The 5,508-nt window shown below is 45.8% G+C and carries 8 protein-coding genes; 4 read left to right on the top strand and 4 right to left on the bottom strand.

The features are described from left to right. Positions 1 to 24: 24 nt before the first annotated feature. Together cls and metA are read left to right on the top strand one after the other, a co-directional pair. Complete coding sequence (gene cls / locus ACLTL4_RS10795) at positions 25 to 1,629, top strand: cardiolipin synthase (RefSeq protein WP_173866930.1); 1,605 nt, start codon at positions 25 to 27, stop codon at positions 1,627 to 1,629. 52 nt (positions 1,630 to 1,681) lie between these two features. Further along, complete coding sequence (gene metA, locus ACLTL4_RS10790) at positions 1,682 to 2,623, top strand: homoserine O-acetyltransferase MetA (RefSeq protein ID WP_173897382.1); 942 nt, start codon at positions 1,682 to 1,684, stop codon at positions 2,621 to 2,623. 91 nt (positions 2,624 to 2,714) lie between these two features. Here the strand turns inward: metA and ACLTL4_RS10785 are convergent, their stop codons facing one another. The 3 genes from ACLTL4_RS10785 to ACLTL4_RS10775 form a co-directional block, all read right to left on the bottom strand. Further along, complete coding sequence (locus ACLTL4_RS10785; RefSeq protein ID WP_022119395.1) at positions 2,715 to 3,047, bottom strand: helix-turn-helix transcriptional regulator; 333 nt, start codon at positions 3,045 to 3,047, stop codon at positions 2,715 to 2,717. Between the two features lie 130 nt (positions 3,048 to 3,177). Beyond that, entirely contained in the window at positions 3,178 to 3,411 is a 234-nt protein-coding gene (locus tag ACLTL4_RS10780; RefSeq protein WP_022119396.1) for a helix-turn-helix domain-containing protein, read from the bottom strand. A 135-nt stretch (positions 3,412 to 3,546) separates the two neighbouring features. Next, positions 3,547 to 3,885, bottom strand: coding sequence for a helix-turn-helix domain-containing protein (locus ACLTL4_RS10775; RefSeq protein WP_022119397.1), 339 nt, complete (start codon positions 3,883 to 3,885; stop codon positions 3,547 to 3,549). Positions 3,886 to 4,065: 180 nt separating this feature from the next. Here ACLTL4_RS10775 and ACLTL4_RS10770 point away from each other — a divergent pair, with 180 nt between their 5' ends. Then, on the top strand, positions 4,066 to 4,278 hold the full coding sequence (locus ACLTL4_RS10770) for a hypothetical protein (protein WP_173896810.1): 213 nt from the start codon (positions 4,066 to 4,068) through the stop codon (positions 4,276 to 4,278). 6 nt (positions 4,279 to 4,284) lie between these two features. On the opposite strand, the gene ACLTL4_RS10765 is transcribed toward ACLTL4_RS10770, so the two are convergent. Further along, positions 4,285 to 4,731, bottom strand: coding sequence for a CYTH domain-containing protein (locus ACLTL4_RS10765; RefSeq protein ID WP_022119399.1), 447 nt, complete (start codon positions 4,729 to 4,731; stop codon positions 4,285 to 4,287). Between the two features lie 153 nt (positions 4,732 to 4,884). On the opposite strand from ACLTL4_RS10765, the gene ACLTL4_RS10760 reads away from it, so the two are divergent. Then, positions 4,885 to 5,436 (top strand): DJ-1 family glyoxalase III, encoded by a 552-nt coding sequence (locus ACLTL4_RS10760; protein ID WP_412291477.1) that lies wholly within the window; start codon positions 4,885 to 4,887, stop codon positions 5,434 to 5,436. The last annotated feature ends 72 nt before the right edge of the window (positions 5,437 to 5,508 follow it).

Genomic DNA, 5,508 nt, shown 5'->3' with positions numbered 1-5,508 from the left:
TGCTGGAACAGAGGTGAGAATAGCATGGCAGAGAAAGAAAAAAAGCAGTCGGTACAGACGATTCAGACAAAGACGAGGGTAGAAAAAGGAAAAAGCAGTATTGCCAGTGTGATTTTCGGCAGGACCGGTATTATCATACTGCTGATCCTGTTGCAGTTTGGCTTTCTGATCGCGGGATACACGTATCTGCAGGGCAAGATGTATTTCATCGATTCTGTCGTGAAGGCGGGAGCAGTTATTCTTGTTATTTACTTAACAAATAATCGGAGCAATCCGGCTTTTAAGATGGTATGGATGACGATTATGCTGGTGGCACCGGTGTTTGGTGTGCTGCTCTATATTTTTGTGGAGTTTCAGGTCGGAGTGCGGTGGCTCAATGCAAGACTGGAGCACATGCACGAAACGACGAAGAAACACTGGACACAGGATGAAGCTGTGCAGGAGCAGCTCAAAGAAGAAGATTCTGAGGTCGCATCGCTGGCACATTATGTCTGTGAATACGGCGGATTTCCGGCATATGAAAACACCGGCGTCAAATACTTCAGCTGTGGGGAAGATAAGATTGAAGAACTGATCCGTCAGCTGGAAAAAGCAGAGAAATTTATTTTCATGGAGTATTTTATTGTGGCGAAAGGCTACGTGTGGGATCGGGTGCTGGAAGTGCTCAAACGAAAGGCAGCCGAGGGCGTTGAAGTGCGTTTCATGTATGATGGTACCTGTACGGTATCGCTTTTGCCGCCGAATTACCCGAAAAAACTCGAACAGGAAGGGATTGCCTGCCGTGTGTTTTCACCGATCCGGCCGGCTCTGTCCACACATCAGAACAACCGCGATCACCGAAAAATCGTGGTGATCGACGGCAAAGTGGCATTTACCGGCGGCATCAACCTGGCGGATGAATATGTGAACCGCAAGATCCGTTTTGGGCACTGGAAGGATACGGCGATCATGCTGGAAGGAGACGCAGTGCGAAGCTTTACGCTGATGTTCCTGGAGATGTGGAACGTGGCCAAAAGCGAAAAAGTAGAAGAGTTTGATCCGTATCTGGATGTCATATACGAAAGAGAAAAACATTCCGGCGAAGGTTTTGTGATTCCTTACGGCGACAGTCCGATTGACGGAGAACACGTAGGAAAAATGGTGTATATGGATATTCTGAATACCTCAAAACGGTATGTACATATCATGACACCTTACCTGATACTGGATAATGAGATGATGACAGCTTTGAAATTTGCGGCAAAACGCGGGGTGGAAGTGATCATTATTATGCCGCACGTGCCAGATAAATGGTATGCTTTCGTTCTGGCGAAAACGTACTACAATGAACTGCTCGATGCCGGTGTGCAGATTTATGAATATACACCGGGCTTTGTGCATGCAAAAGTATTTACAAGCGATGACCGCAAGGCCGTGGTCGGAACCATCAACATGGACTACCGCAGCCTGTATCTTCATTTTGAATGTGCAGCTTTTTTATATGAGAACAGTGAAATCCCGGCGGTTGAGAACGATTTCCAGGAAACACTGAAAAAATGTCAGAAGATCACACAGGAAGATTACAAAAAGCAAAAGAGCTTTGACAAGATCGCAGGAAGTATCCTGCGTGTATTTGCACCGCTTATGTAGAAATAGGACGACGGTGCCACAGAAAACGAAACACTGAAGGAGGACAATTATCATGCCGATCAAGGTTCAGGGCGATCTGCCCGCAAAAGAAATACTGGAAAGAGAAAATATATTTGTGATGGATGAGAATCGGGCGATGCATCAGGATATCCGTCCGATCCAGATCCTGATCGTGAATCTGATGCCGCTCAAAGAAGAGACCGAGCTGCAGCTTCTGCGATCCCTTTCCAATACGCCGCTCCAGATCGATGTGACCTTTTTAACGATGAACAGTCACGAATCCAAGAATACCTCTACCAGCCATCTGAATAAATTCTATCTGCATTTTCAGGATGTGAAAGAAAATAAATACGATGGCATGATTGTCACCGGTGCACCGGTCGAGAATATGGAGTTTGAAGAGGTGGATTACTGGAAAGAGATCACGGAGATCATGGATTGGAGTGAGACGCATGTAACCTCTACCATCTTTTTGTGCTGGGCGGCACAGGCATCTCTCTATCATTTTTACGGTCTGAAGAAAAGACAGCTTTCGCAGAAAATGTTCGGTCTGTTCTGGCATCGCGTGCTGAACCGCAAGATCCCGCTGGTGCGTGGCTTTGATGATGTCTTTCTTGCACCACATTCCAGACATACTGAAGTTTCCATCGATGACATCCGTGCGACAAAGGAGATCACGATTCTTGCAGAGTCCGATGAGGCAGGATTTTTCCTCGGTATGGCAGACGGCGGAAGAAAGATTTTTATCATGGGACATCCGGAATACGACCGTGTGACTCTGGATGGAGAATATAAGAGGGATCTTGGAAAAGGAATGGATATCCAGATGCCGAAAAATTATTATGAAAATAACGACTGCAAAAACAAACCGCTGCTTCTGTGGAGAGCACATGCAAACAATCTGTATACAAACTGGTTGAATTATTATGTATACCAGAGCACCCCGTTTGACCTGATTGGAACACCGGATTTTTCCAGCATCTCCATGGATTAAAACTTTATGAGACATTATTTTTAGATGCATAAGAAAAGAACACGCCCACTTTACCGGATCTTCCGGCGAAGCGAACGTGTTCTTTTTTGCCCTAATCTTTCAGGGATTTGTCGGACAATCCCTGAGCATAGGCGACAAGCCTTGCTTTGTCAACCGTATCCAGATCGTGAAAACAATCAAGCAGTGCAATGTCTTCGTTGGGAAGAGGACTTGTTGCGGATGGTTTTCTTACATCAGAGCGTCCGATCAGATAATCGGTGCTGACATGAAAAATATCTGCCATTTTGATCAGAGATTTCAGACTTGGCAGATGCTTTCCGTTTTCGTACGCACTGACGGTTTCCTGAGATACTTCCAGCTCCAGACTGAGGCGAAGTTGTGTGATATTCTTTTCGGCACGTAATTCACGAATGCGATTTTTCATTTGTAACCTCTCCTTCTCCAATATCATACAATTTATACTTGTATCGCTCAGAGGCAGCTGTTATAATAAAAACAAGTACAACCTGTAAAATATATGGGGAGAACAGGTAAAAATGCCAAAACTTCGAAAATCAGTCGAAAGACAGAAGAGAAGCGGGAGAAACGTTCAGAACGTCTGCAATCGTAAACAGCTTTTCAAGGGAGATCGAAGTGATCTTTCCCGGAGCTTCCAGATTGCTCAGATGTGTCCGGCTCATCGATATCAGGGCGGCAAGTTCCTCCTGTGTGAGTCCGCGCAGTTTGCGGTAACGGGCGATATTCAGCCCAAGCTGCTGCAGTTGTCTGGGATAATTTGTGTTTGACATGAGTTGATACCTCCGCCAAAACTTTATATGGGAAAAATGAGAATAAAAAGGCTCAGCAGGTTCATTTTGCAAAGCCACATATTGCAAAACAAGAGAAAAGATATTATAATAACAAAAGATTATAAAAGAAATGGCTCAGTGTTTTTCCATCTGTTTTCTGTAACAGGCATAAGATAAGACTTCGTTCAGTGCCGGGGAGGCCATATCCTGGCAGGTTGCAAAGAGGAGATACATTTCGGCACTGGCAAAGGGGTATTTCTCCGGACAGTCGGTCATGCCGACCAGATAGTCAAGTGAGGTATCATAAAATTCTGCCAGAAGCTTCAGTATATCCAGAGGTGGCACACGCAGGCCGTTTTCGTAGTTGCTGTAGGAAGAACGGCTGAGATGGATTTTTGAGCAGACATAGGACTGTGTGTAGTTTGCTTTTGCACGGAGAAATTTCAGACGGTTTGCAAGATCGTTTGTGTTCATGAAGAACCTCCCATATAGTATATTTGTTGTTGGTGATGCAGTGAAAAATGCCATTAAGCCATAAAACGGCTCCTGTGCAGACATATCGTGGTTTTGGACGTTTGCCCCTGACATCTTCACAGTTGAGTATAACATAAAAGCCTTGGGTTTGGGGAAAATAACAGAGTTTGAGGAAGAGAAGTGGGAATTGACAGAATGAAATGGAAATATTTGCGTTATGTAATGAAAAACAAAAACAGTAAAAATCCGTGGAAACGGATGATTGTAAGATGGTACACGATGTTCTTAAGGCGAGGATGCCGCAGAGAACGGCGGTATCTGGCAAAAAGGTATATTCGCGTCGCACCGCCGAAATACACGGCAAAAGATATTCTGCAAAAAGCAGGAAAGTAAACAGATTCAGCGGCTTAAATAGCTGTTGTGGTAACGCCCGTCAAATGTGACATCTTCCCCGAACCAGGCGGGCGGACAGAAAGAATTGGCACTTGCTTCGTCCGGGAATTCGACTTCGGCAAGAAGCAGGCCTTTGCAGGGTTCATAAAATACATCCAGTTCGATGGTAAGACCATTCTCCATAGGGATCAGATAACGTCTCTTGGAGATCAGTTTGCCGTCGATTTTTTCTTTCAGATGGGCATAACCTTCTGCACCGAGCGGCAGGTTGTATTCTTCCCGTGCCATCAGGCCGCCGGATTTGTAGGTGAGGATATAGTCGTCGTCCTGACGGCGGATGCGGACGACCGGTTTGCGGCAGAGATAGCCCTGCTCGATCAGAACACTGCGGCAGGATTCAAGATCCGCAGGAAGATTTTTTTCATCGATCAGATATTTTCGTTCAATTTCCATAAATCAGTACCTCCTGAAAAAAGAATATCGCAGAAAACAAAAAAGTGCAAGTACAAGTAGATTGGGACTGGAAAGAAGCGTCTGTTTTTGGTAGAATGTCAGATAGATCAACAGGAAATAACAGGGTATGCAGATACCGGAACGGAGGATAAAATGAGTAGAGTTGGGATTTTTTTTGCAGATGGATTTGAAGAGATCGAAGGGCTGACGGTGGTTGACATCTTAAGAAGAGCCGGGATCGATATTTCCATGATCAGCATCAATGGGAAAAAGAAAGTGACGGGAGCACATGGGATCGCTTTAGATACGGACGAAGATATCGTACAGTGCGATCCGGATAAACTGGATATGCTGGTGCTGCCGGGCGGTATGCCGGGCACGATGAATCTTGCGGCATGTGAAAAGCTGACGGAGGCACTGAAAAAGGCAGACCAGGAAAAACGCGGGATTGCGGCGATCTGTGCGGCACCGAGCATGCTTGGTGACCTCGGATTTCTGAAAGGGAAAAAAGCCGTCTGCTATCCGGGGTTTGAAAGCCGTCTGACCGGAGCCGAAGTGCTTGCAGTTCCGGTTGTAACAGACGGGCACATTACCACGAGCCGCGGCATGGGAACGGCGATCGCATTTGCACTGGAACTGACGAAAAGACTGAAGGATGAAGAGACGGCGAAGCAGGTTGGCCGTTCGATCATTTATAACGTATGATATGGACGATACGTGATATTAAGAAAAAAGCACGGAAACTTCTGAAAAACTGTTACTGGCCGGCAGTTGCAG

Origin of the sequence: Hominisplanchenecus sp., from assembly GCF_046967715.1 — a bacterium.
GTDB lineage: Bacteria > Bacillota > Clostridia > Lachnospirales > Lachnospiraceae > Hominisplanchenecus > Hominisplanchenecus faecis.
This window is presented reverse-complemented; position numbering and strand designations above follow the sequence as displayed.

Excerpts from the sequence above, each read along its gene's own strand:
- cls (WP_173866930.1), top strand. The coding sequence starts at position 25 with ATGGCAGAGAAAGAAAAAAAGCAGTCGGTACAGACGATTCAGACAAAG.
- metA (WP_173897382.1), top strand. The coding sequence starts at position 1,682 with ATGCCGATCAAGGTTCAGGGCGATCTGCCCGCAAAAGAAATACTGGAA.
- ACLTL4_RS10785 (WP_022119395.1), bottom strand. The coding sequence starts at position 3,047 with ATGAAAAATCGCATTCGTGAATTACGTGCCGAAAAGAATATCACACAA.
- ACLTL4_RS10780 (WP_022119396.1), bottom strand. The coding sequence starts at position 3,411 with ATGTCAAACACAAATTATCCCAGACAACTGCAGCAGCTTGGGCTGAAT.
- ACLTL4_RS10775 (WP_022119397.1), bottom strand. The coding sequence starts at position 3,885 with ATGAACACAAACGATCTTGCAAACCGTCTGAAATTTCTCCGTGCAAAA.
- ACLTL4_RS10765 (WP_022119399.1), bottom strand. The coding sequence starts at position 4,731 with ATGGAAATTGAACGAAAATATCTGATCGATGAAAAAAATCTTCCTGCG.
- ACLTL4_RS10760 (WP_412291477.1), top strand. The coding sequence starts at position 4,885 with ATGAGTAGAGTTGGGATTTTTTTTGCAGATGGATTTGAAGAGATCGAA.